The 26,082-nt window shown below is 70.3% G+C and carries 21 protein-coding genes and 1 pseudogene; 13 read left to right on the top strand and 9 right to left on the bottom strand.

Annotated elements, in window-relative coordinates:
* Positions 1-256: 256 nt before the first annotated feature.
* A complete protein-coding gene (locus tag ACFVT1_RS36940; RefSeq protein WP_389804079.1) occupies positions 257-1,555 on the top strand; it encodes a DUF6986 family protein in 1,299 nt (432 codons plus the stop codon).
* Positions 1,556-1,722: 167 nt separating this feature from the next.
* Complete coding sequence (locus tag ACFVT1_RS36935) at positions 1,723-4,413, top strand: NACHT domain-containing protein (RefSeq protein WP_389804076.1); 2,691 nt, start codon at positions 1,723-1,725, stop codon at positions 4,411-4,413.
* A 14-nt stretch (positions 4,414-4,427) separates the two neighbouring features.
* Here ACFVT1_RS36935 and ACFVT1_RS36930 read toward each other — a convergent pair whose 3' ends face one another.
* Entirely contained in the window at positions 4,428-5,456 is a 1,029-nt protein-coding gene (locus ACFVT1_RS36930; protein ID WP_389804073.1) for a LacI family DNA-binding transcriptional regulator, read from the bottom strand.
* A gap of 181 nt (positions 5,457-5,637) precedes the next feature.
* Between ACFVT1_RS36930 and ACFVT1_RS36925 the strand changes: the two genes are divergently transcribed.
* Entirely contained in the window at positions 5,638-6,579 is a 942-nt protein-coding gene (locus ACFVT1_RS36925; protein WP_389804070.1) for an ROK family protein, read from the top strand.
* A 163-nt stretch (positions 6,580-6,742) separates the two neighbouring features.
* Here ACFVT1_RS36925 and ACFVT1_RS36920 read toward each other — a convergent pair whose 3' ends face one another.
* Complete coding sequence (locus ACFVT1_RS36920; RefSeq protein WP_389804067.1) at positions 6,743-8,770, bottom strand: NPCBM/NEW2 domain-containing protein; 2,028 nt, start codon at positions 8,768-8,770, stop codon at positions 6,743-6,745.
* A 268-nt stretch (positions 8,771-9,038) separates the two neighbouring features.
* On the opposite strand from ACFVT1_RS36920, the gene ACFVT1_RS36915 reads away from it, so the two are divergent.
* From ACFVT1_RS36915 to ACFVT1_RS36905, 3 genes are read left to right on the top strand one after another with little or no spacing between them, the layout of a single operon-like run.
* On the top strand, positions 9,039-10,328 hold the full coding sequence (locus tag ACFVT1_RS36915) for an ABC transporter substrate-binding protein (protein WP_389804064.1): 1,290 nt from the start codon (positions 9,039-9,041) through the stop codon (positions 10,326-10,328).
* A 49-nt stretch (positions 10,329-10,377) separates the two neighbouring features.
* A complete protein-coding gene (locus ACFVT1_RS36910) occupies positions 10,378-11,292 on the top strand; it encodes a carbohydrate ABC transporter permease (protein ID WP_389804061.1) in 915 nt (304 codons plus the stop codon).
* The gene (locus ACFVT1_RS36905; protein ID WP_389804058.1) at positions 11,289-12,218 is read left to right on the top strand and encodes a carbohydrate ABC transporter permease; all 930 of its coding nucleotides are present in this window, start codon (positions 11,289-11,291) and stop codon (positions 12,216-12,218) included. Before ACFVT1_RS36910 ends, ACFVT1_RS36905 begins: the two co-directional genes overlap by 4 nt.
* A gap of 277 nt (positions 12,219-12,495) precedes the next feature.
* Here ACFVT1_RS36905 and ACFVT1_RS36900 read toward each other — a convergent pair whose 3' ends face one another.
* Positions 12,496-12,639, bottom strand: coding sequence for a hypothetical protein (locus tag ACFVT1_RS36900; RefSeq protein ID WP_389804085.1), 144 nt, complete (start codon positions 12,637-12,639; stop codon positions 12,496-12,498).
* A 259-nt stretch (positions 12,640-12,898) separates the two neighbouring features.
* Here ACFVT1_RS36900 and ACFVT1_RS36895 point away from each other — a divergent pair, with 259 nt between their 5' ends.
* The gene (locus ACFVT1_RS36895; RefSeq protein ID WP_389804055.1) at positions 12,899-13,501 is read left to right on the top strand and encodes a fasciclin domain-containing protein; all 603 of its coding nucleotides are present in this window, start codon (positions 12,899-12,901) and stop codon (positions 13,499-13,501) included.
* Here the strand turns inward: ACFVT1_RS36895 and ACFVT1_RS36890 are convergent.
* Positions 13,485-13,667, bottom strand: a complete 183-nt coding sequence (locus ACFVT1_RS36890) for a DUF6233 domain-containing protein (RefSeq protein WP_389804082.1) — start codon at positions 13,665-13,667, stop codon at positions 13,485-13,487. The genes ACFVT1_RS36895 and ACFVT1_RS36890 overlap by 17 nt on opposite strands.
* Positions 13,668-14,645: 978 nt before the next feature.
* Here ACFVT1_RS36890 and ACFVT1_RS36885 point away from each other — a divergent pair.
* Positions 14,646-15,683: an NUDIX domain-containing protein gene (locus tag ACFVT1_RS36885; protein ID WP_389804053.1), complete on the top strand. Its 1,038-nt coding sequence runs from the start codon at positions 14,646-14,648 to the stop codon at positions 15,681-15,683.
* A gap of 93 nt (positions 15,684-15,776) precedes the next feature.
* Here ACFVT1_RS36885 and ACFVT1_RS36880 read toward each other — a convergent pair whose 3' ends face one another.
* On the bottom strand, positions 15,777-17,141 hold the full coding sequence (locus ACFVT1_RS36880) for a dipeptidase (RefSeq protein WP_389804051.1): 1,365 nt from the start codon (positions 17,139-17,141) through the stop codon (positions 15,777-15,779).
* 183 nt (positions 17,142-17,324) lie between these two features.
* Here ACFVT1_RS36880 and ACFVT1_RS36875 point away from each other — a divergent pair, with 183 nt between their 5' ends.
* The gene (locus ACFVT1_RS36875; RefSeq protein WP_389804048.1) at positions 17,325-18,539 is read left to right on the top strand and encodes a geranylgeranyl reductase family protein; all 1,215 of its coding nucleotides are present in this window, start codon (positions 17,325-17,327) and stop codon (positions 18,537-18,539) included.
* Positions 18,540-18,613: 74 nt separating this feature from the next.
* Here the strand turns inward: ACFVT1_RS36875 and ACFVT1_RS36870 are convergent, their stop codons facing one another.
* On the bottom strand, positions 18,614-19,066 hold the full coding sequence (locus tag ACFVT1_RS36870; protein WP_389804045.1) for a nitroreductase/quinone reductase family protein: 453 nt from the start codon (positions 19,064-19,066) through the stop codon (positions 18,614-18,616).
* Between the two features lie 128 nt (positions 19,067-19,194).
* Here ACFVT1_RS36870 and ACFVT1_RS36865 point away from each other — a divergent pair, with 128 nt between their 5' ends.
* From ACFVT1_RS36865 to ACFVT1_RS36855, 3 genes are all read left to right on the top strand, one after another.
* Entirely contained in the window at positions 19,195-19,923 is a 729-nt protein-coding gene (locus ACFVT1_RS36865; protein WP_389804042.1) for a TetR/AcrR family transcriptional regulator, read from the top strand.
* A 308-nt stretch (positions 19,924-20,231) separates the two neighbouring features.
* A complete protein-coding gene (locus ACFVT1_RS36860) occupies positions 20,232-21,473 on the top strand; it encodes a sensor histidine kinase (RefSeq protein WP_389804039.1) in 1,242 nt (413 codons plus the stop codon).
* Complete coding sequence (locus ACFVT1_RS36855; protein WP_389804037.1) at positions 21,470-22,135, top strand: response regulator; 666 nt, start codon at positions 21,470-21,472, stop codon at positions 22,133-22,135. The genes ACFVT1_RS36860 and ACFVT1_RS36855 overlap by 4 nt, the downstream gene beginning before the upstream one ends.
* Positions 22,136-22,205: 70 nt before the next feature.
* Here the strand turns inward: ACFVT1_RS36855 and ACFVT1_RS36850 are convergent, their stop codons facing one another.
* Together ACFVT1_RS36850 and ACFVT1_RS36845 are read right to left on the bottom strand one after the other, a co-directional pair.
* Positions 22,206-22,961 (bottom strand): maleylpyruvate isomerase family mycothiol-dependent enzyme, encoded by a 756-nt coding sequence (locus ACFVT1_RS36850; RefSeq protein WP_389804035.1) that lies wholly within the window; start codon positions 22,959-22,961, stop codon positions 22,206-22,208.
* A 76-nt stretch (positions 22,962-23,037) separates the two neighbouring features.
* The gene (locus ACFVT1_RS36845) at positions 23,038-24,252 is read right to left on the bottom strand and encodes an MFS transporter (RefSeq protein WP_389804033.1); all 1,215 of its coding nucleotides are present in this window, start codon (positions 24,250-24,252) and stop codon (positions 23,038-23,040) included.
* Between the two features lie 121 nt (positions 24,253-24,373).
* Between ACFVT1_RS36845 and ACFVT1_RS36840 the strand changes: the two genes are divergently transcribed.
* The gene (locus tag ACFVT1_RS36840) at positions 24,374-25,588 is read left to right on the top strand and encodes an ROK family protein (protein ID WP_362209552.1); all 1,215 of its coding nucleotides are present in this window, start codon (positions 24,374-24,376) and stop codon (positions 25,586-25,588) included.
* Positions 25,589-25,615: 27 nt separating this feature from the next.
* Here the strand turns inward: ACFVT1_RS36840 and ACFVT1_RS36835 are convergent.
* A pseudogene (locus ACFVT1_RS36835) lies at positions 25,616-26,080 on the bottom strand (phosphotriesterase); the annotation flags it as partial.
* Positions 26,081-26,082: the final 2 nt, after the last annotated feature.

Below are 26,082 nucleotides of genomic sequence, written 5' to 3'. Positions count from 1 at the left end.
ACCTCGTCGACTACGGCGTCGTCGGCGACCTCTTCCAGGTCGTGCCCCAGCTCACCGAAGAGATCACATCCCGCAAGGGCTGACCCGCCCCCTTCTGGCACAGCCCCGACGGTCCGGGGCCGTGTGGTGCGTACCCACCACACGGCCCCGGACCGTTTTCGATCACCATTGACGGCGATCAGGCGGCCTTATAACTTCACTATACGGATTGTTGATTCCAGGAAGCGGAAACGGCGTGAGTGTGGAGGGTGTGGAAATGGGAGAGCAGGAGAAGGTGGCGACGAGCCTCACCGGTGCGGTCAGCGAGGAGATCAGCGCTTCCCTCACCCCGGTCGACGCCGAGCTCGCCCGCCGCTACCCGGGAGACCCGGGCACGCGCCAGCCGGTCCACACGGTCTACGTCCCCGGTGACGTGTTCACCGCCGGCACCATCCGTTCCTGGGGCGACCGGGCGCTGCGGGCCCTCGACGAGCACGCACCCGACGCCGCCTCGTTCGCCGCCGTCCTCGGCATCCCGGACGAGCTCGCCGCCCCCGTCCACGAGCGGGTGCGCGCCAAGCTGGAGCGCGAGCCCGTCGAAGACCTCCGCATCGACTTCGAGGACGGCTACGGCTCCCGCTCCGACGCCGAGGAGGACGAGGCCGCGGCCCGGGCCGCCCGGCTCGTCTCGGAGGCGTACGGGAACGGAACGGCCGCCCCGTACATGGGTATCCGGATGAAGTGCATGGAGGCCGCCGTACGCGACCGCGGCATCCGCACCACGGACGTCTTCCTCACCGGCCTGGTGCGGGCGGGCGGACTTCCCGACGGGCTGGTCCTCACCCTTCCCAAGGTGACGTACCCCGAACAGGTCACCGCCTTCGTCCGGCTCCTCGAAGCGTTCGAGCGGGCACACGGACTGCCGGCCGGCCGGCTCGGCTTCGAGATCCAGATCGAGACCAGCCAGTCCATCCTCGCCGCCGACGGCACCGCCGCCGTCGCCCGCATGATCGACGCCGCGCAGGGCCGTGCCACCGGTCTGCACTACGGCACCTTCGACTACAGCGCCTGCGTCGGCGTCAGCGCCGCCTACCAGGCCAGTGACCACCCGGCCGCCGACTACGCCAAGGCCGTCATGCAGGTCGCCGCCGCGGGCACCGGCGTACGGGTCTCGGACGGCTCCACCAACGTCCTCCCGGTCGGTCCCACCCACCAGGTCCACGAGGCGTGGCGGCTCCATTACGGCCTCACCCGCCGCGCCCTGGCCCGCGCCTACTACCAGGGCTGGGACATGCACCCCGGCCACCTGCCGACCCGGTACGCGGCCGTGTACACCTTCTACCGCGAGGGCCTGGAGCAGGCCGCCGCGCGGCTCGTTGCGTACGTCGCGAAGGCGGGCGGCGACGTCATGGACGAACCCGCCACCGCCAAGGCCCTCAGCGGATATCTCCTGCGCGGCATCGACTGCGGAGCCCTGGACACCGCCGAGGTCGCCCGCCTGACCGGGCTGACGCGCGCGGACCTGGACGCGTTCGCATCGCCGCGGCGGGGCGGGCTCACGGTGGGACAGCTCTGAGGCCCCTCCCGGCCCGACAACGGGCCGGAGGAGCCCGGTACGCGGCCCTTCGGCCAACGGCCCCGTGACGAAGGGCCCTTGGCCGAAACGCGGGATGCGCCATCAGACGGTGTCCTACGCTGGCGCGACAACGGCCGACGGTGCCGTGAGCACCTCTCGGAGACCAGATGGAACCGGCCGCCATCGGAGCGCGCCTCGCGTCGAGCGTGGTGGGCCCGCTCATCAAGAAGCTGTTCCTGTCCGAAGGTCCCGGGGCCGATCTGGTCGACAGGCCCATCCGCATATCCGCACTCATCTCCTTCCGGGGCGAGAAGCGCACACTCTCCGACAAGGACCTCCACACGCTTGCGGAAGAACTGGTCAGACGCGCGGCGCAATCGACCGGCGTCGAGTACGTCCTGCCGACATTCGAGAAACGCGCCGTCGCCAACGCGGTCGCCGATTCCCTGCGCGTCATGGGGACACTCGACATGGAGGATGTGCAGGCGGTGAAGCTGGGGCACCTGGAACTCTCCCGGCGTCTGAGGGCACAGAGCAGGCCGGCCAGGCTCGGATTGTCGAGTGACGCGGTCACCCTGCACGCGAGTGTGATGGACACTGCCTGCCTGCACATCCTGAACTTCTTCACCCAGCGGTCGACCTTCGTGCCGCGCACCCTGGTCGAGCAGAGCCGGTCCATCGAAGAACTGACGCTGAAGATCGACTCGTTGATCGCGCGCGCTCCGTCCCCGGCCGACGGGCCGTTCGAGGACCGGTACGCCGGATACATCGCGACCAAGCACGGCAAGCTGAGCATCTTCGGCCTCGACCTCTCCGGAGCACCGGAGACCTGGCGGCTCGACGCGGCCTACCTGAGTCTGGACGCGGCGGGCGAGGCCACCGGCACCGGGCCCGTGCTGCTTTCGGCCGATCATGTGCTGGCCGGCCGCAACCGCGTACTCCTGCGTGGTGTGGCCGGTTCCGGGAAGACCACACTGGTGCAGTGGCTGGCGGTCTCCGCCGGGCAGAAGGCGCTGGACGAACGCCTTCTGTACCTGTACGGACTGGTGCCGTTCGTGCTTCCGCTGCGCACCCTGACCAGGGGCGGTGCCACACTCCCGGCGCCTCACGAGTTCCTCTCGGCGGTGGGCTGCCCCATCGCGGCTCTCCAACCGCCCGGATGGTTCGACCGGGTGCTCAGGGCGGGGCGCGGGCTCATGCTCATCGACGGCATCGACGAGATCCCCGAGGACGACCGCAACGATGCCCGCCGCTGGCTCCAGGAACTCATCAGCGTGTATCCCGCCAACCGGTGGCTGGTGACGTCCAGACCGTCGGCGGTGCAGGAACACTGGCTGGTGGATGAGGAATTCGCCGAGCTGGACCTCGCGCCGATGAGCAGGGACAACATCGCCGAGTTCGTCGAGCGCTGGCACGAGGCGGCCGGCATCAGCGATCAGTATGCCAATGAACTCCTACGGGCGGTTCGCGCCAAACAGGACTTGGGCAGGCTGGCCACGAACCCGCTCATGTGCGGACTGATCTGCGCACTGCATCAGGACCGCCGCGGCTACCTCCCCGAGGGGCGCAAGGAGATCTACGACGCGGCACTCTCCATGCTGCTCTTCAGACGCGACCGCGAACGAGGGGTCTACAAGTCGGGCTCGATCTACATCAGCGAGGCGCACCACATCCAGTTGATCCAGAAACTCGCCTACTGGATGATCCGCAACGGCCGTTCCGAGATGGACCGCAGCGATGCGGTCGACCTCCTGGGGCAGGCGCTGCCGACGATGCCGAAGGTCGCCGAGCAGGGAACGGCGGACGAGGTCTACCGGTACCTCCTGGTCCGCAGCGGCCTGTTGCGTGAACCGAGCGCGGACTCCATGGACTTCATTCACAGGACCTTTCAGGACTACCTCGGGGCGAAGGCCGCGGTGGAGGGGCTCGACTTCGACTTCCTCATCGCGAACGCGCATCTGGATCAGTGGGAGGACGTCATCAGGATGGCCGTGGCCCATGCACGGCCGACGGAACGGACGCGGCTGCTCACCGGTCTCATCCGACGGGACGACGTCTCCCGGCACGGCATGAACAGGCTTCACCTGCTCGCGGCCGCCTGTCTGGAGCACGCGACCGAGCTGGACCCGGCGGTTCGCACGGAGGTGCAACAGCGCGCGGCGGCCCTGATCCCGCCGCGCTCGGCCGACCAGTCCCGTGCGCTCACCGAGGTCGGCCCGGTCGTGCTCGATCTGCTGCCCGGTCCGAGGGAAGCGGCCACCGGCGACACGCAGCTCGATCCGGAGGAAGTGAGCCCCGAGGCACAACTGATCGCCGATGAGGCGTACTTCACCGTGCTGACCGCCACCCGTATCGCGACCGATGCCGCGATCGCCGTTCTCGCCCGATACCGCGGGCACCAGGATCCGCGTGTGCGCACGGAACTGGTGCGGGCCTGGAGCAGGTTCGACACCGATCTCTACGGCAGCGAGGTCGTTGCCCACATCAGCGAAGAGAGTATCTACTTTCCGGTGTCCAACCTGCGTGAGCTCCGCGCGCTCCACGACTTCGGCGGCCGCTCGCGCATCAAGGTGTCCGGTGAGTTCACCACCGTCGATTTCGTCAATTCATGCCGCAGCGATCCTCTGACCCACCTCTGGGTGGATGCCAACATGGGAGGCACCTGGGGCTGGTTGCACAACTTTCCCCGTCTGCGCTCACTCACCATCGAGACCCCGCTGCCGCACATCGATGTCAGCAGCCTGGCCCAGGTTCTCTCCCTGCGTACGATCCGGGTACCGGAGGGGACGGTCGCCGTGGGCACGGACAGGCTGCCCCCGTCGATGGAAGTCGTCCGCGAACGGCTCGGCGGCGCCTGAGCGTCCCCGGCCGCTCAGGCGGGCGGCAGTTCGCCCGAGCCGCGCGCGATGAGCGTCGTGGGGAGCTCCACACGGGCGGGGGCGTGGTCCGCGCCGTCGAGGCGGCGGAAGAGGTGCTCCGCGGCGGTGCGGCCGACGGCGGCGGCGTCCTGGGAAATGACGGTGATGCCGAGCAGGTCGGCCAGTTCGATGTCGTCGAAGCCGACCAGGGCGACCTGGCGCTCCTGCTCCGCGAGGACCCGAACCGCCGTCACCGTCACCCGGTTGTTGCCCGCGAACAGCGCGGTGACGGGCTCCGGGCCCGAAAGCATCTTCTCGGCTGCGGCCCGGACCCGGCCGGGGTCGGTCGAGCCGAGGGAGACCCAGGACTCCTCCACAGCCGTCCCCGCCTCCGCCATGGCCGCGTGGTAGCCGCGCAGCCGCTCGGTGGCGGTGTGGATGCGCGGCTGGTCGCCGATGAAGCCGATCCGGCGATGACCGTGGGCGATCAGGTGGGCGACTCCCTCGCGGGCGCCGCCGAAGCTGTCGGAGAGGACCATGTCGGCGTCGATGCGGCCCGCGGGACGGTCCACGAAGACGGTGGCGATGCCCGCCTTTATCTCCGGCTCCAGATAGCGGTGGTCGTCGCCGGCCGGAATCACGATGAGCCCGTCCACCCGGCGCGCGCACAGGGCGAGGACCAGCTCCTGTTCGCGCTCCGGGTCCTCGGCGCTCGAACCGTTGATGAGCAGGGCGCCGTGTGCCCGGGCGACCTCCTCCACCGCGCGGCTCAGGGGCCCGTAGAAGGGGTCGGCGAGATCCTCCAGGACCAGGCCGATGGAGGCGGTGCGGCCCTTGCGCAGGACGCGTGCGCTGTCGTTGCGGCGGAAGCCGAGTGCCTCGATGGCCTCCTGGACCCGGCGTTCGGTGTCCGGCGTGACACCGGGCTCGCTGTTGACTACACGGGAGACCGTCTTGAGGCCCACTCCGGCGCGGGCTGCCACGTCCTTCATGGTCGGCCGGTTGCCGTAGCGGGTCTCGGGGTGACGGGCGGTCTCGGCCACGGTGCGCTGTCCTGTCGTCGGGTGCGGATGGTCCGGCGGGCCCGTGAGCGGTGCTGCGGGGAGGCCGGGGGCTGTGCCGACGAGCATAGGCCCTGGACAACGTTGTCAGCTGAATGGAGACTGGGCGGACTGAATACTGAAGCCGCAGGTCCCGCACTCTACTCATCACGGAGCCACACCGATGCAAACCGACCTCGTCGCCGCCCTGGACGTCGGCGGCACCAAGATCGCCGCCGCGCTGGTGGACCGCAGCGGTGCGCTTCTCGTACGCACGCAGCGGCCGACGCCAGCCCGGGAGAGCGCCGAGACGGTGATGGGGGCCGTGACGGAGGTCCTGGCCGAGCTGTCCGCCTCACCCCAGTGGGGGCGGGCGACGGCCGTCGGCATCGGCAGCGCGGGCCCGGTGGACGCCTCGGCAGGCACGGTGAGCCCTGTCAACGTTCCCGCCTGGCGCGACTTCCCGCTGGTGGAGCGCGTGGGCAAGGCGGCCGGCGGACTGCCCGTCGAGCTGGTTGGCGACGGGGTCGCGATGACCGCGGCCGAACACTGGCTGGGTGCGGCCCGCGGTTACGACAACGCGCTGTGCATGGTCGTGTCGACCGGGGTCGGCGGCGGCCTCGTCCTCGGCGGAAAGCTGCACCCCGGCCCCACGGGCAATGCCGGGCACATCGGCCACGTCAGCGTGGATCTGGACGGCGACCCGTGCCCGTGCGGTTCGCGCGGCTGCGTCGAGCGCATCGCCAGCGGGCCGAACATCGCCCGCCGGGCGCTGGAGAACGGCTGGCGGCCCGGACCGGACGGCGATGCCTCGGCCGCCGCCGTGGCCGCCGCCGCGCGCGCCGGGGACGAGGTCGCCATCGCGTCGTTCGAGCGTGCCGCGCAGGCGCTGGCCGCCGGAATCGCCGCCACCGCCACGCTCGTCGAGATCGACATCGCGGTGATCGGCGGGGGAGTGGCCGGCGCGGGCGACGTCCTCTTCGCTCCGTTGCGCCGGGCCCTGCGCGGGTACGCCACGCTCTCCTTCGTCCGGCAGCTCACGGTGGCCCCGGCGGTCATGGGCACCGACGCGGGACTGGTGGGCGCGGCGGCCGCGGCGGTGCGGGTGGGTTCGGACAGCCCTTAGGGCCCGGCCGACGGGACGGGTGCCGCCGGACGGGCGGGACCGGTGTCCCGGGGCCCGTCCGGCGGTCCGAGGCGCGGCATCGAGGCTCGCGGCGCCGAAGGTACGACCGGGCCGCGACCGCGATTCCCCGTCACCTCTCCCGCAATCCGTCCGCCGGCATCCGTCAGCAGGTGATCCGCAGGTCTGCCCAGTCGGCGTGGTCGGAATCGGTACCGTCCCCGCCGTCGGTGACCACCAGACGGACCACCTGCGCGCCGCTCACGTCCGCGGAGAGCGACTGCGCGGGCATCGCCTGGGTCAGTACGCCGGTCGACGCCACCTTCCTGCCGTCGGCCCGGACCTCGAAGGCGACGGTGCCCCTGGTCTCCTTCTCGTCGTCGACCCCGACCTGCGCCGTCACGGTGTCGCACGCTCCGCCGGTGTAGAACTCGACGGCGCTGTCGGCGTGCACACCGAGGCCCTTGGCGAAGACCGTGCCGCCGATGGTGATCGGATTCCCGTCGCCCGCCTTGCTCTCCCCGTTGCTGGTGTCCTGCTCGACCGGGCCCCAGCCGTTGGTGGCGGAGAGCCGGGGCAGGTCGCTCAGATAGCTGTCGCCCGCGGGTGGCGCGACCACCACGTGGGCCTGGAAGGGGACCGAGGACCTCATCCGGGTCCCGGCCGGCGAGCGGTACCGGGCGGTGAGTGTCAGGTCGTACGTACCGGTCGCCGTGCCCGCCGGGGCCGTCACCTGCCAGCGGGTGGTCAGCGCCCGGCCGGTCGGCAGGGCCGGTGCACCGGTCGGCGACACCGCCGTCACCTGCCAGCCGGCGGGGCCGGTGAGCGCCGCGGACACCTTCGCTGCGGGGGTACGGCCGAGATCGGTCACCGTCGTCGTCAGCGCGGCGGTGCGGCCGGCCTCGGCCAACGGGCTTCCGTTCAGGCCGAGTTCCACGGCAGGCGGGTGCGCGGCCCAGTTGCCGGCGGCAATGCGCAGCAGTACGGTCCCGTGCGCCGGGACGGTCGCCGAGACGCGGCCGGCGGTGTTGTACGTCGTGTGCTCCCACAGGTCGCGCATCGTGTACGCGGTGGCCTTCGGCAGTCCCGCCGCCTCGGCCGTCGTCGAGATGCGCTGGGCGCTGCCGGTCTCGTTGAACAGGGCCACGACGCGGCTGCCGTCCCGCATCTCCTTGGTGACGACCCAGCGTCCGTCGGTGGAGGAGAGTACGGTGCCCTGCTTGCCCAGCGGGTCCTGATCGACCGCGACGACCTCGTGGTTGGAGAGGATCTCGAAGGTCTCGGGGCCCGCCGTGCGCAGATCGGAGCCGATGAGCAGGGGCGCGGCCATCACGGACCACATGGAGAAGTGGGTGCGGTACTCCGTGTCCGTCATGCCGCCGTTGCCGACCTCCAGCATGTCGGGGTCGTTCCAGTGTCCCGGGCCCGCCGCGGCGGCCAGGGGCAGATTCTGCTTCATGATCGACAGCATGCTGCCCCAGCTGTCGTTGATGTCGCCGGTCGTGCGCCAGAGGTTGCCGAGTCCGCCGGCCCACTCCCAGGGCTTGTTCTCGCCCCATTCGCAGATGCTGTAGACGATGGGGCGGCCGGTCGCGGCCAGCGCGTCCCGCATCGTCGTATAGCGCTCCTTCGCGTCGACACCCTGGTTGTTGCAGTTGTCGTACTTGAGGTAGTCGATGCCCCAGTCCGCGAACTGCCGCGCATCGCTGTACTCATGGCCGAGCGCGCCCGGAAGTCCCACGCTGTCGCAGGTCTTGGTGCCGGCGCTGGTGTAGATGCCGATTTTCAGGCCCTTGGAGTGGACGTAGTCGGCGACGGCCTTGATGCCGTTCGGGAAGCGCTTCGGATCGGCCTCCAGTTCGCCGTCCGCATTGCGCTGCGGCTTTGCCCAGCAGTCATCGAGATTGACGTACTGGTAGCCGGCGTCCTTGAGGCCCTTCTCGACGAAGATGTCGGCGATGCCCTTGACCATCGATTCGTTGAACTCGGCGCGGCAGTGCGTCGAGTTCCAGTTGTTGAACCCCATCGGAGGCGTGAGCGCAAGGCCGTTGCCGGCCCGCGGAGCCGGCGCGGGAGCGGGTGGGGCCGCAGCGGCGGGAACGGTGGCCCCCGCGGTGCAGAGCAGCCCGGCCAGCAGCGCTCCGATGAGTCCGCGGTGGCCGGTTCGGGTTGTACGGGTTGGAAGATGACGCATCGTTACGTTCCTCCATACTCGCGCATGATCGGATGACAGCATGTGCACGCCAAGGCGTGCGATTACGTTAGGGCGTGTTGAAGTCTGTTGGAAGAGGCGGGGCGGCAGCTTGTCCGTCATCTCGTCAAAACCCTTGACGGAGGCACGACTTGAGGGTGAGATCCAATCGCACGTTCGGTTGTGTTGGGTTACATCTCCGAAGGGGCTGGACATGACGCAGTCTGATTACGACAGGTCAGGTGTACCGGGCAGCGTCGCAGGACATCGGATGTCCAGACGAAGTCTGCTGCGCGGTGCGGCAGTGGGCGCGGGAGCCGTGGCCCTGCCGTCGCTGCTCACCGCCTGCGGGAGCGGTCCCGGCGGCGACGGAAAAACGATCACCATGGGTTCGAATTCGTCCGACCCGATTCCGAAAAAGGCCTTCGCGGACGCCTTCGCGGCGTACGAGGCGCAGTCGGACGGGCGGAAGGTGAAGGTCAACACCGTCGACCACAACACCTTTCAGGAGAACATCAGCCGGTATCTGCAGGGCAAGCCGGACGACGTCTTCATGTGGTTCGCGGGCAACCGGATGCAGTTCTTCGCCGAGAAGGGCCTGCTGCACGACGTCAGCGACAACTGGCAGGAATACACGGGCTTCTCGGCCGCCCTGAAAGCCCAGTCCACCGGCGCGGACGGCAAGCAGTACCTCACGCCGTACTACTACTACCCATGGGCCGTATTCCACCGCAAGAGCCTGTTCGCCGACCGTGGCTACCAGGCACCGAGGACGCTCGACGAGTACGTGGCTCTCGCCAAGCAGATGAAGAAGGACAAGCTGGACCCCATCGCCTTCTGCGACAAGGACGGCTGGCCCGCCATGGGCACCTTCGACTACATCGACATGCGGACCAACGGCTACGAGTTCCACAAGAGCCTGATGGCGGGGGAAGTCGCCTGGACCGACAGAAGGGTCAGGGAAGTCTTCGACACCTGGCGCCGGCTGCTTCCGTACTGCCAGCAGGGTGCCAACGGCCGTACCTGGCAGGAGGCCGCCAACAGCCTCCAGAAGAAGGAGGCGGGCATGGCCGTGTTCGGCCTGCCGCACCCCGGTGCCCAGTTCCCCAAGGGTGAACAGGGCGACATCGACTTCTTCCCGTTCCCCGTCATCGACCCCGAGCACGGACAGGACGCGGTCGAGGCACCCATCGACGGGTTCCTGCTGGCGAAGAAGTCGAAGAACCTCAAGAACAAGAAGACGCTGGAGAGCGCCAAGGACCTGCTCAGCTGGCTGGCCACCGGGAAGGCCGAGGACATCTACCTGAAGAGCGACCCGAACAACGTCGCGGTCAGCGACCGGGCGGACATCTCCGCGTACTCACCGCTCCAGAAGAAGGCCGTGGACCTGGTCTCCGGGGCGAAGCAGATCTCCCAGTTCCTGGACCGCGACACCCGGCCGGACTTCTCCTCCACAGTCATGATCCCGGCGATCCAGACGTTCATCAGCAACCCGGACGACGTGGACGGCCTGGTCAACGACATCGAACGGCAGAAGAAGACCATCTTCGCCACCGACTGACCTCCCAGGACGACCCCGATGGAATCCCACTGAACCTGGAGTACCGACCGTGTCGTTCATCTCGGCGCGGCGCACCCGACGACGGGTCTCGCGGCGGTTCACCGGCCGCGACCTCGCCGTACTCGGTGTGCTGCTCGGCATACCAGTCCTGCTCGACATCGCCATCGTGTGGGGACCGACCCTCGCCTCCGTCGTGCTCTCCTTCACCAGTTGGGACGGCGTCGGTGACATCAAATGGGTCGGTACGCAGAACTACGCGAACCTCTTCACCAACTACCCGCAGTTCTGGCCCGCCGCGCGGCACAACCTGCTCTGGCTCGCCTTCCTGGGCCTGGTCGCCGCACCGTTCGGGCTGCTGCTCGCCGTGCTCATCGACAGAGGCGTGCGCTTCAGCCGCTTCTACCAGTCGACCCTGTACATGCCCGTCGTGCTGTCGCTCGCCGTGGTCGGTTTCATCGCCCAACTGGTCTTCTCCCGCGACCAGGGCGCCCTCAACGCGGTCATCGGGGACACGGACTCGCCGACCGACTGGCTCGGAGATCCGGACCTCAACATCTGGATGGTCCTGCTGGCCGCGGCCTGGCGGCACACCGGCTACGTGATGATTCTCTACCTCGCCGGGCTCAAGGCGGTCGACCCGTCCCTGAAGGAGGCCGCGGCGATCGACGGGGCGGGCGAGGCCCAGACCTTCTTCCGCATCGTCTTCCCCACACTGCGTCCGGTCAACGTCATCGTCGGCGTCATCACCGTCATCGAGTCCCTGCGCGCCTTCGACATCGTGTACGCCGTCAACCACGGCCGCAACGGGCTCGAACTCCTCTCGGTGCTCGTCACCGACAACATCATCGGTGAGGCCAGCCGTATCGGCTTCGGCTCCGCCATCGCCGTCGTCCTGCTGGCCGTCTCCCTGGGATTCGTCGTGACGTACCTGGTCCAGGAGCTCCGAGGGGAGAAGAACCGTTGACCGTCCATGCCGCTCCCGCCCCAGCCCGCCCCACCGCACCGCGGACGCCGCCGGCCCCGGCCGCCCGGCGCCGGACGCGCCCCGGCAGAATCGGCGTCCACGCCTTCCTGACGGCGGTCTCCCTCGCCTTCCTCGCGCCGTTGCTGCTCGCGGTGTACGCCTCGCTGCGGCCGTACGACGAGACCTCGGCACATGGCTACTTCTCGCTGCCGCGCCACCTCTCCCTGGACTACTACCGGCAGGCGTTCTCCGACTCCGGCATGACGAAGTACTTCGTCAACACCATGATCATCGCGGTCCCGGGGGTGATCATCACCCTCTTCCTCGCCTCCTTCACCGCCTTCGCGCTGGCCCGTCTGAAGGTGCGCGGCGGACTCGTCCTGCTGATGCTCTTCACCGCCGGGAACCTGCTGCCGCAGCAGGTGATCGTCACGCCCCTGTACGTCGTGTTCAACCGCATCCCGCTGCCCTACTGGATGTCCGACTCGATGACGATGTTCGACTCGTACTGGGCCGTCGTCGTCGTCCAGATCGGTTTCCAGCTCGGCTTCTGCGTCTTCGTCCTGGCCAACTTCATGCGGTCCCTGCCGCAGGAGATCCTGGAAGCCGCCATCGTCGACGGCGCGGGCGTCTGGACCCAGTACCGGCGGATCACCCTGCCTTTGTGCCGCCCGGCCCTGGCCGCGCTCGGAACGCTCCAGTTCACCTGGATGTACAACGACTTCCTGTGGGCTCTGGTCTTCATCTCCGACGGCGACAAGCTGCCCATCACCTCGGCGCTGAACAATCTCAGGGGCCAGTTCTTCACCGACTACAACCTGCTGGCCGCAGGCTCGGTCATCGTCGCACTGCCGACGCTCGTGGTCTTCCTGCTGCTCCAGCGCCACTTCATCGCGGGACTCACCCTGGGCGCCAGCAAGGGGTAGGGGATGACCTGCGAAAAAGCTTCACGAGCCAACTCCGACAAGATCTTTTGATGCTCTGACGGGACGGCAGACCTGGTCTGATCCGATGCGGTCGACACGTCCGGCAGGGTGCTTACCCCGCCACTACCGAGAGGCTGGGGAGACGCCAGGCTCGGCACCCGGCTCATGCCCGGCTCCAACGGCAGCGGGCCCACAGCGACCGGCAGCCGGTCGGCACCGGTCCCACTCCGGCTCGACGTCCTCAACCTCATGACCGCGGGCGGCCCTGTCCTCCGCGTCACCCTGCGTCTTCAATGCCCGCCCGCCGCAGGAACTCGACGAGGTCGCGGTCGCCGTGGGCGAGCCCGGCGATCTCGTCGCCGACAGTGACTCTCCGGCCGCCTGTGGGGGAGGGGCGGTGCACGACTGCCAGGGTGCTCATGCTGCCATGGTGTGCCCGCTCGGCTGCTTGTGCCCGCGCTGTACCGGGCGACTTCGTATGCGGTGGCTGAGTGGCGCATCCAGCCGATTTTCTTCGGGATGCGCTTCTTGCCGGGTGATGTCTAGGCTTGGTCCGTCGGTCCATGAGGCATGTCAGAGCGGTGCAGACGACACCCCGGCCGGGTCGGCCACACTCCTCGTCCTGCGAGGGTCGCCATCGACACCTCACGGACCTCCTCCTAGAGGGAAGAGGAAACGGTATGAGTTCACATCGCATCCGCATGAGCGCCGCAGCGATCACCGCTGTGGTGGCCCTCCCACTCTCGCTCGGAGCGTTCGCCCCGCAAGCGTTTGCGGACAGTGCGGCATCCAGCCCTTCCAGCACGCCGAGCCCGTTCGGCCCGGGATGCTCCTCGCTGCCGCACAGCGGCAAGGGCAGTGTCACCGGCATGTCCAAGGAACGCGTGGCCACCGCAGCGGCCAACAACCCGAAACTGACCAAGCTGGCACTCGCGTTGAAGGACGCCGGGCTCACCACCAAGCTCAATGACGCGAAGCACGTCACGGTCTTCGCCCCCACAAACGCGGCGTTCGACAAGATCTCCAAGATGCAGCTTGCCGGCTTGCTCAAGGACAAGGCGAAGCTGAAGAAGGTCCTGACGTACCACGTCGTGGACAAGACCATCACCCCCAGCAAGCTTCCCAACGGCAGCTTCAAGACGCTGGAGGGCTCCATGCTCAAGACCTCCGGGTCGGGCACGTCGTTCAAGGTCAACGACACAGCGAAGATCGTCTGTGGAGACATCAAGACGGCCAACGCCACGGTCTACCTCGTCGACACGGTCCTCATGCCCCCGTCATAGAAGTGCCCCACTCCGGGCTGAGGTCGGCCAGTAGGTGTACCGTCCCGCCTCCCGCCTCCCGTCCCCCTGGGAGGCGGGAGGCCGGGCCGAGATCGGTGTCCGGCCGACCGTGCGCGCAGGCGCGAATCCCGTCCGCGAGGAGGGCGAGGGCCTGCTCCCGGTCGATGGTGCGGCGGCGTCACCCGTGGTCGTCCTGCTGCTCCGGTGCCACCTCATCGCGGGGCTCACGCTGGGCTCCGGCAAGGGGTGGTGCAGCACGTGCCCCGCACCCGCGACGGTCGGCGGCGACAGGGCTCAGGGCCTCTCAACGGCCTGCACCAGGACGCTTCCGGTACCGGTGAGGACCGTATCGGTGCCCCGGAGTGTGTAGTGGCGGTCACCGTGGCGGTGACGGTCGCGGATGGCGCGGCTTTTGCCGCGGCCGCGTTCTCCGTCTTCGCGGGACCTTCCGCACCACCGATGCCCACATCTACGAGGAACAGGACGACGGCGGCCGGGATCAGGATCCGCTTGCGCGTCGACTTCGGACGGCGTGCCGGAGAAGCGGGCGCGGTGCAGGGGCCGTTGCCCGGCGGCTTGGGCGGCCGGCCCCACGGCGGTTGGTGGCTCTGGGGACAGATTTCCCCCCGAGGCCGGTTCATGGGGAGATGAACGTACCGACTCTGGAATCAGACAAGGAGCTTTATCTTCCGTTGGTGACGGAGCTGTGACCAACGGGTGAATAGGCGGCCTTGGCTCATAACGGTCTCGCAACCCTTCAAGGCCGCCAGGTGCGACGTTCGGTGACGTCCCTTCACACGCGACGTGCTTCGCCCGAGGGCGCGGGCGGGGCGGTGGCCCGTCACCCGGAGGCGCGGCGTCCGGCCACGCCTCGGGCCGGGACCGCTCGGCGGGAACAGCGAAGATCGCGCGCAGGCCTGAAGATGCCGACGGGCGCCGTGCTCGGCCGGCATGAGGGTCCTCCTCCGGATTCCTCACGCACTCCGGCCGCCGTGTCGGAGCCGCGTGGACGTGCGGACTCGTACACAGGAAGGTTTCCCGAAGGCATCCGGCGGTTCTGTTCGGGTAACAGCATCGCCACAGCCGGGTTTTCGCGGCAGGGTGTTGCGGGCAAGCCACAGGGGGCTACGGAAGAGGGGGAACCGTGATTGTTTGGATCAACGGTGCGTTCAGCGCGGGGAAGACGAGCGCCGCGCGCGAGCTGGTCGATCTGATCCCGAACAGCACGTTCTACGACCCCGAGCTGATCGGAGCGGGGCTGCGGTATCTGCTGCCCCAGAAGAGACTTGCCGAGGTGACGGACTTCCAGGACCTGCCGATCTGGCGGCGTCTGGTGGTGGACACCGCAGCGGCTCTGCTGGCCGAGGTGTCCGGGGTGCTGGTGGTGTCGATGACGCTGCTGCGACAGGAGTATCGCGACGAGATCTTCGGAGGGCTCGCCTCCCGGCGCATTCCGGTGCGCCATGTCCTGCTCTCACCTGAGGAAACGATCCTGCGCAAACGGATCGCCGGCCGGGTCGAGTTCGCCGACGACCCGGAGCACAGTGAACGCATCCGGCAGTGGGCCTACGAGCACATCGGGCCCTACCGGGCGGCTCTCGGCTGGCTCTCCCGGGACGCCCACACCATCGACACCAGCGCGCTCACTCCGTACGAGACGGCCGAGCGCATAGCCGAGGCGGTCCGCACCGGGGCGGCGAGCGCGTGCGAGATCGTGCAGACTCCCGAGCCGACCGCGGAGACCGTCGCGGCCGGCGTGCTGCTCTTCGACGAACACGACCGGGTACTGCTCGTCGACCCGACGTACAAGCCCGGCTGGGAGTTTCCCGGCGGAGTGGTCGAGGCCGGCGAGGCACCCGCCCGGGCCGGGATCCGCGAGGTGGCCGAGGAGATAGGCATCCACCTCGACCGGGTGCCGAAACTGCTGGTCATCGACTGGGAAGCGCCCGAACCGCCCGGCTACGGGGGGCTGCGGCTGCTCTTCGACGGCGGTCTGCTGCCCCGTGCGGACGCCGAACGGCTGCTCCTGCCCGGCCAGGAACTGCGCGGCTGGCGGTTCGCCACCGAGGAGGAGGCGGCCACCATGCTGCCCCCCACCCGGTACGAACGGCTGCGCTGGGCGCTGCGCGCCCGGGAGCGGTCGACCGTGCTCAACCTGGAGGCCGGAGTCCCGGTCGGCTGAGGCCCGGAGCGCCGCGGCCGCTTCGGCGGCGAGCGGATCGCCCGGCCCGAAGCAGGCCGTGGCCGGTGCCGAAGCGGACCGCGGCAGGGCGCGTCAGATCTTCTTGGACTCCGCGTAGTTCCGCAGGAACAGCGCCTCGGCGAGCGACAGGCGCTCCAGCTCCTCGGGCGACACGCTCTCGTTCACCGCGTGGATCTGCGCCTCCGGCTCGCTCAGGCCGATCAGGAGGATCTCGGCCTCCGGGTAGAGAGCGGCGAGGGTGTTGCAGAGGGGGATCGAGCCGCCCATGCCGGACGTCTGCATCTTCTCGCCGGGGTACGCGGCCTCCATGGCCTGCGCCATGGACGTGTAGGCCGGGCTGGAGGTGTCGGCGCGGAACGGCTGGCCCTGGCCGACCTGTTCCACCGACACCCTCGCTCCCCAGGGAGCGTGGGCCCTGAGGTGGGCGGTCAGCAGCTCGGTCGCCGCGGCGGCGTCCTGGCCCGGCGGCACGCGCAGGCTGATCTGTGCCCGCGCGTTCGCCTGGAGCGAGGGGGTCGCGCCGACCACCGGCGGGCAGTCGATACCGATGACGGTGACGGCGGGCCGGGCCCAGATCCGGTCGGCGACCGTGCCCGTGCCGATCAGTCCGACGCCGTCGAGGACCTTCGCGTCCTTGCGGAACTCGGCCTCCGGGTACTGCAGTCCGTCCCATTCGGTGTCCGTGGCGAGCCCGTCGACGGTCGTGGTGCCGTCCTCGGCGCGCAGCGACGCCAGCAACTGGATCATCGCGGCCAGCGCGTCCGGGGCGGCACCGCCGAACTGTCCGGAGTGCAGGTTCCCTTCGAGGGTGTCGAGCGTGACCCGCAGCATCGTCATGCCGCGCAGCGTCGCGGTGACCGTCGGCAGACCGACCCGGAAGTTTCCGGTGTCGCCGATGACGATCGTGTCGGCGGTCAGCAGTTCGGGGTGCGCCTCCGCGTACCGCTCCAGACCGCCGGTGCCCTGCTCCTCGGACCCCTCGGCGATCACCTTGACGGAGACCGGGACACCGCCGTTCGCCTTGAGGGCGCGCAGGGCGAGGAGGTGCATGATGAAGCCGCCCTTGCAGTCCGCCGAGCCGCGGCCGAACCAGCGGCCGTCGCGCTCCGTCAGCTCGAACGGGGGCGAGAGCCAGGCGGACTCGTCGAGCGGCGGCTGCACGTCGTAGTGCGCGTAGAGCAGTACGGTCGGGGCGCCGGCCGGTCCGGGCAGGAAGCCGTACACCGACTGCGTGCCGTCGGGGGTGTCGAGCAGGGCGACATCCTGGAAGTCCTCGGCGCGCAGCGCGTCGGCGACCCAGTTCGCGGCCGCCTCGCACTCGCTCTTCGGGAACTGCGCGGGATCCGCCACCGACTGGAAGGCCACCAGCTCGGCCAGCTCCGTCTTGGCGCGGGGCATCAGCGAGGCAATGGTCTCGGAGATCGGACGGGCGGTCATGGGCACGCTCCTCGTGGGTGCGACGTTATGTGTACGAATCCGGCTACATGCACACCGATTGTGCGGCGCTGCATGGAGGACGAAGGCACGGTCGATCCTCCCACAGCGGGGGCCGGGCGCGGGGCGCCGTAGGATGCCGTAAGCAGCATGGGCCATTGGTGGGATCGGGAGCAGAAGCACATCGTGAGCAGCGAGAACGCAGACGCCGGACATGAGCACGAAGAGTCGTCCGTGTGGGACGTCGTCGTAGTCGGTGGCGGACCGGCCGGAGCTTCCGCGGCATACGCGGCGGCGGTCGCGGGCCGACGGGTACTGCTCCTCGAAAAGGCGGAACTGCCCCGCTACAAGACGTGTGGCGGCGGCATCATCGGGTTTTCGCGTGATTCACTGCCACCCGGATTCGAACTGCCGCTGCGGGACCGGATCCATGCGGTCACGTTCTCGCTCAACGGCAGGCTGACGCGCACCCGGCGTTCCAAGCGGATGCTCTTCGGGCTCATCAACCGCCCCGAGTTCGACGCGGGACTGGTCGAGGAGGCGCAGAAGGCGGGCGCCGAACTCCGGACCGGGGCGACGGTGACGAGGGTCGAACAGCACGGCGCCGCGGTACCCGACCGGCGCACGGTCGCCGTGGTGCTGTCCGGTGGCGAGACGATCCTGGCCCGCGCGGTCGTCGGTGCCGACGGCAGCGCGGGGCGGATAGGAGCCCATGTCGGGGTGAAGCTCGACCAGGTGGACCTCGGCCTGGAGGCGGAGATCCCGGTTCCGGCGACGGTCGCGGAGGACTGGGCGGGGCGGGTGCTCATCGACTGGGGTCCCATGCCCGGCAGTTACGGCTGGGTGTTCCCCAAGGGCGACGTCCTCACCGTCGGCGTGATCTCGGCGCGGGGCGACGGCGCGGGGACCAAGCGCTACTTGGAGGACTTCATCGCCCGGCTCGGTCTCGCCGGTTTCGAGCCGAAGATCTCCTCGGGGCATCTGACGCGCTGCCGCAGCGACGACTCGCCGCTGTCGCGCGGGCGGGTACTGGTGTGCGGCGACGCGGCGGGGCTGCTGGAGCCGTGGACCCGCGAGGGCATCTCCTTCGCGCTGCGGTCGGGGCGTCTCGCCGGTGAATGGGCGGTCCGTGTCGCGGAGTCGCACGATGCGGTGGACGCCCGGCGCCAGGCGCTGAACTACGCCTTCGCCATCAAGGCCGGCCTGGGTGTCGAGATGGGCGTCGGACGGCGCATGCTGAAGCTGTTCGAGCGCCGGCCCGGGGTGCTGCACGCGGTACTGACGGGATTCCGCCCGGCCTGGAACGCATTCGCCGGGGTCACCCGGGGGACGACCTCGCTGGCCGAGCTGGTCCGTACGCATCCGCTGGCGCAGCGGGCGCTCTCGGCGATGGACCGTTAGAGCCCGACGCCGTCCAGGGAGGGATGCCGCCGAGCACGGGGCGGGTGTCGTCGAGGGCGGGACCGGCCGGGCGGTCAGCCCTCGACGGTGATCCGGAAGACGGGGTGGTCCGGGCAGGCGGCCAGGAGTTCGGCATCCGTGGACTTCGCCGTGACGCCCTGGAAGTACTGGTTGACCTCCCAGCCCCACCGCTCCAGGTAGGCGCGGACGATCAGCGCCTTCTGGGCGTCGTCCGCGACCTCCACGGCTGTGAAGGCGCGGATCTTCCGGCCCACCTGCAGTTCGCCGCCGCCGGCCACCCTCATGTTGCGCACCCACTGGGAGTGGCCGCGCGCGGAGACCAGGTACTGCGCTCCCTCGTAGGAGTGCGGGTTCACGGGGATGCGCTGCATCTGGCCGCTCTTGCGGCCGCGCACCGACAACTCGGCCGTGCCGAGAAAGCTGACGCCGTGCCGGGCGAGCCGTCCGATGGTGCTGTTCAGCCGGACGTTGAAGGCATTGGCCTGACGGTAGTACGGCTGAGGCATGGTGACTCCTCGACGATTTGAGAGCGGTGCTCTCGCTTGAGATCAGTGTGCACGGGAGTGGCGCTCAAAAGCAAGAGCACTGCTCTCGTTATTGATCGGCGCTCTTCACCCGTGGCAGACTGAAGCCCATGAGCACTGTCCGGGGAGCCAGGGAACGGGCCCGCATCGAGGTCACCGCCGCCATCAAGGACGAGGCGAGGAAGCAGCTTGCGGCGGAGGGCGCAGCGAAGCTCTCGCTGCGCGCCGTCGCACGGGAGCTCGGTATGGCGTCCTCCGCGCTCTACCGCTACTTCCCCAGCCGGGACGAACTGCTCACGGCCCTCATCGTCGACGCGTACGACTCCGTGGGCGAGGCCGCCGAGGCCGCCCACCGGGCCGCTGCCGCCGACGCCGTCCCCCACCTCGCACGCTGGACCGCCGTCGCCCGCGCCGTGCGCGACTGGGCCCTCGCACACCCCCATGAGTACGCCCTGATCTACGGCTCGCCCGTGCCGGGATACAGCGCACCGCAGGCCACGATCGGCCCCGCCACCCGTGTCGGCCGTGTCCTGATCGCCGTCGTCGGCGAGGCCTACCGCACGGACGGCCTCGCCGTGCCGCCGCTCGCCGACGAGCTGCGCCCCGAGGCCGAGCGGATGGTCGCCGAACTCGCTCCCGACCTCCCTCCGGGCGTCGCCGTCCCGCTGATCGCCGCCTGGTCGCAGCTGTTCGGGCTGATCTCCTTCGAGATCTTCGGCCAGTTCAACCGGGTGGTCGAGGCCCGCGGGTTCTTCTTCCAGCAGGCCGTCACCGAGCTGGCCCGCACCGTCGGGCTGCTCGGCTCCCGGAACAGCCGAGGGCTGTCCGGCGGGTCCTGAGCGCCCGCCGCAGTCCTGTGCCGTCGTCCTGTGGAATGCCGGGTATTCCCTTCGGGCCAGACTGGGCCGGGGTACAGCGCCGACGCGCGCGGGGCCGGCACGACCTCCGAACAGCAGCCCTGGACCGGGCGTCGTCCTCCGGCCGGTACGTCGTCCTCCGGCCGGTACGTCGCCCCTCCGCCCCGTACGTCGCCCCTCCGGCCGATGCGTCGCGCCTCCGGCCGGTACGTCGTACTCCACAGGGAGTACGGGTGGTCACCACGCACGGCTGACGCCTGCGCCGCGGCCCGCCGTCTAGCGTGGCCGCCATGGAAGAGCAACGCTCACACCGGGGTCACGGCGAGCCGCCGCGGTGGCTGACAGGGGCGCCGGGTCGCTCCACCTCCCGGCTGCCCTGGCCGTCGACGGTCCTGCTCGGTGCCGTCGTCATGATCGGTTCGACCATCGCGGCCCGGAGCCAGATGGACGAGCGGGCGCCGCTGGACCTCTTCGCACGGCTGCTGCTCTTCCTGGCCGTCGCCGTGCTTCTCCTGCGCCACCGCCACCCCGTGACGGCCGTCTTCGGGAGTTCGGCTGCGGCGATGGTCTATCTGGCGGCCGGGTACCCGTACGGGCCGGTCTTCCTGGCCGTCGCCGTGGGCTGCTTCAGTGCCGTGGTCGCCGGACATCGGCGAGCGGCCTGGTCGGCTGTCGGCATGGTGTGGCTGGGACACGTCCTGGTGGCCCACTGGCTCTATCGCCTGCTGCCGCCCTCCGGCGGCCACGCCGCTCCCTGGGGGCAGGAACTGGGCATCGCCGCTTGGGCGGTGGCCATCGTCACCGCGGCGGAGTTCGTACGGGTACGCCGTGAGCAGTGGGCGGACCGGCGCGCGGAGCGGAAGGCCGCCGAGCAGCGCCGGGCCGATGAGGAGCGTCTGCGGATGGCGCGCGAACTCCATGACGTCCTGGCCCACAGCATCTCCGTCATCAATGTCCAGTCGAGCGTCGGGCTCGCGTTGATCGACTCCGACCCCGAACAGGCACGTGCCGCCCTCACCACCATCAAGGCCGCCAGCAAGGAGGCACTGGGCGAGGTCCGTCAGGTCCTGGACACCCTGCGCACCCCCGGGGACGCCCCTCGGACCCCGGCGCCCGGACTCGACCGGCTCCCCGAGCTCGTCGAACAGGCGGCGAGCGCCGGACTGACCGTCACCACCGAGACCGGCGGGGAGCGGGGCCCCGTACCGCCGGGCACGGATCTCGCCGCCTTCCGGATCGTGCAGGAAGCTCTGACGAATGTGGTCCGGCACTCCGGATCGCGCACCGCGCGGGTCCGTATCGGTTACGAGCCCGGCCGCATCCGGCTCCGCATCGACGACGACGGCCCCGCCACCGGCGACGACGCCGGCGGCAGCGGCAACGGGCTGGCGGGCATGCGGGAGCGGGCCGCCGCACTGGGTGGCACGATCGAGGCCGGGCCCGTGGCCGAGGGCGGTTTCCGGGTCCTGGCCGAGCTTCCGCTGCTGTCCGACGCGCCCGGTGCGGCCGCGCACAAGGAGGAGACACCGTGATCCGCGTACTGCTCGCCGACGACCAGCTGCTGGTCCGGGCCGGCTTCCGGGCCCTGCTGGACGCCCAGCCCGACATCGAGGTGGCGGGGGAGGCAGCCGACGGCGAGGAGGCCGTACGCAGGGTGCGCGAACTGCGGCCGGACGCCGTGCTGATGGACATCCGGATGCCGCGCCTCGACGGCCTCGCCGCCACCCGCGCCATCACCGAGGACGCCGAACTGGGCGATGTGAAGGTCGTCATGCTCACCACCTTCGAGCTCGACGAGTACGTCTTCGAGGCGATCCGCTCCGGCGCGTCCGGCTTCCTCGTCAAGGACACCGAACCGGAGGAACTGCTGCGGGCGGTACGCGCCGTGGTGGCCGGCGACGCGCTGCTCTCCCCGGGGGTCACCCGTCGGCTGATCGCCGAGTTCGCGGCCCGGTCCAAGGAGCCCGCGGTGGCGGCCGGACTGAGCGAACTCACCGAACGGGAAAGGGAGGTGATGGCACTCGTCGGCATCGGGCTCTCCAACGACGAGATCGCCCGGCGGCTGGTCGTCAGCCCGCTCACCGCCAAGACCCATGTCAGCCGCACGATGGTGAAGCTCGGCGCCCGAGACCGGGCCCAGCTGGTCGTGCTCGCCTACGAATCGGGGCTCGTACGCCCCGGCTGGCTCGGCTGACCCGGCCACCGCCGCGCAGACCCGTGTCCGATGTTCCCGCGTCCGGGGTCGTTGCGCGTCGGCCCGCCCGTCAGGACCAGGTGACTCCGGAGTTCTCGCGCCAGAGCCGGGCCGGTTCCGGGTCCCCTGTCACGGTGATCGCCGTGAGCGGCAGCCGATTCCAGAGTGTCAGATAGAGCTCGGCGACTGTGGCGCTCAACTCGCAGTCCACGGAGTCCTTTTCGGCCGGCGCGTCTTCCCGTACCGCCTCTGGCGGTTCCGGTGAGAGCCGTACGGTCCAGGTGGTCCCGGTGTCCGTGGCCCGCACTCGCAGCGAACGCGGTGTTCCGGTACGCACCTTGCTCATCGGGCGGGCGTGGAACCCGCGCAGCAACTCGTCGATTCCGTCCGCCGCGTGCGCGGCCGTCACCGGTGACGGCCGGCCGCCGCGTGCCGACTCCGCGTCCACCCGGTGGATCGTGGTCTCGTGTGCCTGCCGCCGGGCCCAGAAGGCCAGTGGCGACGGCGCGGGCATGAAGGTCCAGCACTCCAGCCCGGCCGGTGCGGCCCGCAGCGCGGCGACCAGGAGGCCGTGGCCCTCACGGAACCAGTCGAGCAACTGCCCTCCGTCCAGATCGGGTTCCCCGCCGTCCGGGTGGTACGAGGTGCGGCCCTCGACGACCAGGGCGGTTGCCCAGCGATGGACCATTCCGGTGTGCCGGAGCAGATCGCGTACCCGCCAGTCCGGACAGGTCGGCACGGGCGCCCCGGTTCCCGCCTTCCGCGCGGCGGCCGCCATCAGCTGCCCCTCGACGGCCAGGGTGTCGATGTGATCCGAGATCTCCATGGTGCTGATTGTGCCGGTGCGCCGGCTCTCGGGAAGGGCGAATCCGGGCTTCTCCGCGGTCCGGCCGGCCGGACTCTCAGGCGTGCGCCGCGTTGCGTGCCCCGTACCCCAGCGCGGCGGCCGCGGTGGCCAGCAGTGCGACCGTGGTGAGGGCCACCGGCAAGGAGGACCAGTCGGCCAGGAAGCCGATCGCGGGCGGTCCGAGCAGCATCCCGCCGTAGCCGAGCGTGGACGCGGCGGCCACCCCTCCGGGCCCGGCCAGCTCGCCCGCCCGGCTGACCGCGACGGGGAAGATATTGGCCAGACCGAGACCGGTGACGGCGAAGCCGAGGAGTGCCGACCAGGTGGTCGGGGCGAGCGAGCCGAGCAGCATTCCGGCGGCGGCCGTCGCGCCGCCCGCGACGAGGGTCCGGGTCTGGCCGAGTCGTTCGAGCAGCGCGGTGCCGCTGAGCCGGCCCGCCGTCATGGCCAGTGCGAACAGGGAGTATCCGGCGGCGGCGACGCCCGGGTGGGCATGCAGGTCCTGTTCCAGGTGGAGGGCGCCCCAGTCGGCCAGCGCGCCTTCCCCGTACGCGGTGCAGAGCGCGATCACGCCGAACAGCAGCACCATGCGGCGGGCCCGTCCGGTGGGCCGCCGCGGTTCCCCGGCGTCGTCGGCCGTGGACGCGGACCTCGGTGCCGGGTGGCGCAGCAGTACCGGTCCGACCGCCGCGGTGACCAGGAGTCCGATCCCGGTGAGGACGAACAGGTGCATGGCGGGGGAGAGGCCGCCCGCGACCAGTCCGCCGAGCCCGGCGCCGACCATTCCCCCGAGGCTGAACGCGGCGTGGAAGCTGGGCATCACGGGACGCCGCAGGGCAGCGACCAGATCGACCGCCGCGCTGTTCATCGCCACGTTCATCCCGCCGTACGCGGCGCCGAAGACCAGCAGCACCAGGCCGAGCGCGAGCGCCGAATGCGTCTGCGCGGGCAGGGCGATGCTCAGGGAGAGAAGGACGCCGCAGACCACGGTCACCGGATGGCTGCCGAAGCGCCGGCACAGCCGGCCGGTGAGCATCATGGTCACCACGGCCCCGGCGGACACGCCGAGCAGGGCGAGGCCGAGGGTGGAGGCCGAGGCGCCGGTCTGGTGCTTGATGGCCGGGATGCGGACCACCCAGCCGGCGAAGAGGAAACCGTCGAGGGCGAAGAACAGGGTCAGCGCGGTACGGAGGCGGGCCGGCGAAGGTGGGGCGGTGTTTCCGCCCGGTCCCCCCGGCAGTGCCGTCCGCAGTTTGTTTAGTTGCGGCACAAACTCAGCATAGGGGCGCCCGGACAACGGGCGCAAGACGGCCGCCCGCTACGGCCGCAAGGGGCACAAGTGCGCCACCGGGGCGTGGGCGGCACCCGCGGATCATGGGAGACTCGCCCCCATGAACGGCAAGGTGACCACCACCCGGACAAAGTTGGAGAGGGGCCGCAGCGCGCTCGGACCCGCGCTGGAACTGGTCCACACCGGACGCGCGCCCACCCGCGCCGTCCTCACCTCCGAGCTCGGGGTCACCCGGGCGACGGCCGGTGCGGTCGCCGCGGAGCTGGAAGCGCTCGGCCTGATCCGCGTCGACTCCCGGCCCGGCTCGGCCGCCGGCTCGCAGGGCCGCCCGTCGCACCGGCTGGCCATCCGCGAGTCCGGCCCCGTCGCCATCGCCGCACAGGTGCACGCCGACGGGTTCCGGGCCGCGCTCGTCGGGCTCGGCGGGCGGCTCGTCGCCACCACCCCGAGCTGCGCCACCGTCACCGCGGACCCGGCACAGGTCATCGGCGATGTGGTCGACGCCTGCGCCCGGTTGCTGCGGGACAGCGGACTGCGCTGCGTCGGCGCGGGCCTCGCCGTGCCGTCCGCGGTCGCCGAACCGGAGGGCAACGCACTCAACCCGCTGCACATCGCCTGGCCCGCGGGCGCCCCGGTGCGTGAGATCTTCGCCGCGCGGGTACGGGAGGCGGGCATCCCCGGACCCGCGTTCACCGGGAACGACGTCAACCTCGCGGCGCTCGCCGAACACCGGCACGGTGCCGGGCGAGGCGCCCAGCATCTGCTCTGTGTGGCCACCGGCCACCGTGGCGTGGGCGGTGCACTGGTCCTCGACGGCCGCCTGCACACCGGGAGTTCGGGGCTCGCGCTGGAGGTCGGCCATCTCACGGTGCACCCCGAGGGCCGCCCGTGCCACTGCGGCGGTCGCGGCTGCCTGGACGTCGAGACCGACCCGCTCGCCTTCCTGATCGCCGCCCGCCGCGAACCCGGTCCGGAGGAGTCGCTGCTCAAGCAGGCGGGCGACCTGCTGCGTACGGAGTACGAGGACCCGGCGGTACGGGGCGCGGCCGAGGAACTGATCGACCGGCTCGGCCTCGGGCTCGCCGGACTGGTCAACATCCTCAACCCGGACCGCATCATCCTCGGCGGGCTGCACCGGGCCCTGCTCGACGCGGATCCGGAGCGGCTGCGCGCGGTGGTGGCCGACCGCAGCCTGTGGGGGCGCAGCGGCAGCGTGCCGATCCTGCCGTGCACACTCGATTACAACAGCCTGGTGGGCGCGGCGGAACTGGCCTGGCAGCCCGTGCTGGACGATCCGCTGGCCGCTCTTGCGTGACGAGGTCCACGGGCGAGCGTGTTCTCCTCAGCCCTCGGACGGGCCCGACACCCTCCAGGCGAACGCCCGCGCCGGGTTGCCCACCAGGATGGTGTCCAACGCCTCCTTCCCCAGGGCCTGTTCGAGGCGCGGGCGCAACCGGTTCAGCAGATGCGGCATGCCCGGGGTCTCGGGCACGGTCGTGTCGCCGCCCAGCAGCAACTGCCCGCCGAAACCGGCGTCGGTGAGGGCGGTCAGCTGCTCGGGCAGTCGCCAGTCCGTCGCGTGATGGGCCCGGGACGGACCGTCGAATGCCAGGAACGCGCCCGCCCGCGCCGCCTCACGCTGTACGGCCGTCTCCGGTGACCGGCCCAGATGGCCGAGGACCACCCGCTGCGGCCCGACTCCCAACTCACCGCAGAGCAGGTCCAGTACGTCGAGAGCCGCCGTTCCCAGCTCCAGGTGGACGGCGATCGGCGCGCCGGTGCGGTGGTGGGCCTCCGCTGCCGCCGCGG

It is taken from the genome of Streptomyces sp. NPDC057963 (assembly GCF_042887155.1).
In the GTDB taxonomy this organism is placed as follows: Bacteria; Actinomycetota; Actinomycetes; order Streptomycetales; family Streptomycetaceae; genus Streptomyces.
This window is presented reverse-complemented; position numbering and strand designations above follow the sequence as displayed.